Annotated in this window: 3 protein-coding genes and 1 pseudogene; 2 read left to right on the forward strand and 2 right to left on the reverse strand. The window is 62.8% G+C overall.

Features of this window, described 5'->3' with window-relative positions:
- Both ACXJ7R_RS29240 and serB read right to left on the reverse strand, forming a co-directional pair.
- A partial coding sequence (locus ACXJ7R_RS29240) for a GNAT family N-acetyltransferase (RefSeq protein ID WP_457154867.1) occupies positions 1 to 539 on the reverse strand: 539 nt, incomplete at its 3' end.
- Entirely contained in the window at positions 536 to 1423 is an 888-nt protein-coding gene (gene serB, locus ACXJ7R_RS29245) for a phosphoserine phosphatase SerB (RefSeq protein ID WP_457154868.1), read from the reverse strand. The genes ACXJ7R_RS29240 and serB, both read right to left, overlap by 4 nt.
- On the opposite strand from serB, the gene miaA reads away from it, so the two are divergent.
- Both miaA and ACXJ7R_RS29255 read left to right on the forward strand, forming a co-directional pair.
- Positions 1413 to 2357, forward strand: a complete 945-nt coding sequence (miaA, locus tag ACXJ7R_RS29250) for a tRNA (adenosine(37)-N6)-dimethylallyltransferase MiaA (protein WP_457154869.1) — start codon at positions 1413 to 1415, stop codon at positions 2355 to 2357. The genes serB and miaA overlap by 11 nt on opposite strands.
- A 129-nt stretch (positions 2358 to 2486) precedes the next feature.
- A pseudogene (locus ACXJ7R_RS29255) lies at positions 2487 to 2828 on the forward strand (GGDEF domain-containing protein); the annotation flags it as partial.

The following is a 2828-nucleotide window of genomic DNA, read 5'->3' on the forward strand; positions in this document are numbered from 1 at the left end:
TCGCGCGACAATCTGTAGAGGACATGCCGCTTGAGCGCCGGGTGGCTGTCAGGGACGTCCGGATGGTCGAAGTCGCCAGCCGGGTCGACCCTCATGCCGAGGCGTTTCATGACGGCGGTGGAGCGATGGTTTTCGTAAACCGCGAAAGACACGATTTCGTCCAGGTCGAGCGTTTCGAAACCGTGGGCGAGCCAGGCCTCGGCCGCCTCGGTGACGTAGCCCTTGCCCCAGAATTCCGGAGCGAGACGCCAGCCTATCTCGATCGTGCCGGCGGGCAGGACGTCGATGTCTTCCGTCCCGGYTATCCCGACAAAGCCGATGCACTCGCCCGTGGCCGCAATCTCGGTCGCGGCGAAGCCATAGCCGTCCTCATCAACCCAGGCGCGGACCTCGTCCATCTTAGCGTCCGCCTCCGCGCGGGTGCGGCGGAACGGAAAGAATTCCATGACCAGTTCGTCGGAATTGATCCGGTGGAACAGTTCGCGATCGCGATCTTCCCAGTTGCGCAGGATCAGGCGCTCGGTACGCATTGGTTTCATTGCACAAACTCTTCCTGTCTGTAGCCCTGCACATAGAGCAATGCTGTCAGGTCGCCATGGTCGATGCGAACCGTTGCCTGTGCCGCCACCGTCGGCTTGGCATGGAGGGCGACACCGGTGCCAGCCAGCCGGATCATGTCGAGATCATTGGCGCCGTCGCCGACAGCAATGGCGTCAGTCGGCGTCAGGCCGAGGCGTGTGGAAATCTCGATCAGCGCATCGGCCTTGGCGGCGCGGCCGAGTATCGGTTCGCCAACCAGCCCGGTGAAGCGGCCGTCCTGTTCGAGCAGGCGATTGGCGCGGTTCTCCTGGAAGCCAAGCATGGCCGCGATGCGCGTCGTGAAGACCTCGAACCCGCCGGACACCAGCGCCGTCCAGGCGCCATGGGCCCGCATGGTTCGCACCAGCGCGCCGCCGCCCGAGGCCAGAGTCAGGCGATTGGCGACGATGCGGTCGACCACGGCGGCGTCGAGGCCCTTCAACAACGCCACCCGCTCGCGCAAGGCCGGTTCAAACGCGATCTCTCCATTCATCGATCGCGCGGTGATGGCGGCGACATGATCCTTGACGCCGATCTCGTCGGCCAGTTCGTCGATGCATTCCTGGTCGATCATGGTCGAATCCATGTCGGCGATGAGGATCTTCTTGCGGCGCGTTTCCGCCGGCTGGACGATCACGTCGACCGGTTCGGTGGCGAGTGCTGCACGCAGGGCGGCACTTATATCGCCGGCGTTAGCCTCTTTCGGCAAGGCAAGATCGCAGGCAATCCCGTCGGCAAGCCAGACAACAGCGCTTGCGCCGACCGACCGTGACGCCATATTCGCAAGCGACTGCGACAATACGCGATCGGCGGGACGGGAAACAAGCGTGGCGATGAGCGGCATGGACGATTCCGGCGGACAGGCGGGCAAAGGCCGCGTGAAGGACGCGATCCTGATAGCCGGGCCGACCGCCAGCGGCAAGTCGGCCCTTGCGCTCGATCTGGCCGGGCGCAAGGGCGCCGTCATCGTCAACACCGATTCCATGCAGGGCTATTCGGTGCTCGACGTGCTGACGGCCCGGCCGGGGGTCACCGACCTCGCCCGCGCGCCGCATTTTCTCTATGGCCATGTCCACCCAGCTACAGCCTATTCCACCGGCGCCTGGCTGCGCGACGTGATGAAGCTGATCGACGACGGTACGCTCTCCGGACAGCCAGTTATTTTTGTCGGTGGTACCGGGCTCTACTTCCGTGCGCTCGCCGAGGGCATTTCGGAAATGCCCGACATTCCGCAGCGAATTCGTGACCGCTGGCGCTATGAGTTGAAGGAGCAGGGCGCCGTCAAGCTGCACAGCGTGCTGCTGCGCCAGGATTCTGCGGCTGCCATGATGCTGAAGCCGACCGACAGCCAGCGCATCGTGCGGGCACTGGAGGTGCTCGATGCGTCGGGCCGTTCGATCCGGGAATGGCAGGCGGAACGCGGCCGGCCGCTCATCGACAGGCAGAGCGCGCGTTTCTTGGTCATCGAGCCGGACCGGGCGGCGCTGGTCGACCGCATCGAAAAGCGCTTCGACCAGATGCTGGACAAGGGGGCACTGGACGAGGTCAAGCGGCTATCGGCGCTCGGCCTCGACCCCGAATTGCCGGCGATGAAAGCGATCGGTGTTCGCGAACTGCAGGCCGCGATGGCTGGAGAGATTGGCTTTCCCGAGGCGATCGAGCGCGCCAAGATTGCAACCAGGCAATATGCCAAGCGGCAAACGACCTGGTTCAGGCACCAATTGGGCTCGGAATGGCAAAAATTGCGGCCCGGTGACGATCTGGAAACCACGATTTGATCGCCTGTTTCCATTGCAACCTGAAAAGTTTATCTGCAAGGTAAGGTTCCCGTTGCGGTTGTCCAAATTAACCCTCCGTAAGCCCGCCCATGCCATAAGGTCAGTGGGCACTTTTCCATTGGGGAGCAGATGCGTTTCCATAAGGCGGAATCAGCATTTTTCGTCTTTATCTTCGTGATCCTGGCCGCCGGCCTGGTGACGCTGCATGCCTATGGACTGCTGCAATCCTTCGCCACCGAGCTGCATACGGCTTCGGGCATGGACAAGGTCATCTATCTCAACAAGCTGTTGTTCGCGACCGGGGTGCTTTTGGCCACTGCGCTGTTCTTCGGCATTTTCTTCATCTATCCGCTGATCCGCAAACAGGCGACGGAGGAAGGCAAGCTGCGCGCCATGACGGTATCGCTCAGCGCCCGCTCTGAGACACTTGAGCATGCCGCGCTGACCGACGGCCTGACCGGCATGCAGAAC

It is taken from the genome of Mesorhizobium sp. P5_C1 (genome assembly GCF_054049815.1).

Coding starts and splice junctions, on each gene's coding strand:
- serB (WP_457154868.1), bottom strand. CDS start 1,423: ATGCCGCTCATCGCCACGCTTGTTTCCCGTCCCGCCGATCGCGTATTG.
- miaA (WP_457154869.1), top strand. CDS start 1,413: ATGAGCGGCATGGACGATTCCGGCGGACAGGCGGGCAAAGGCCGCGTG.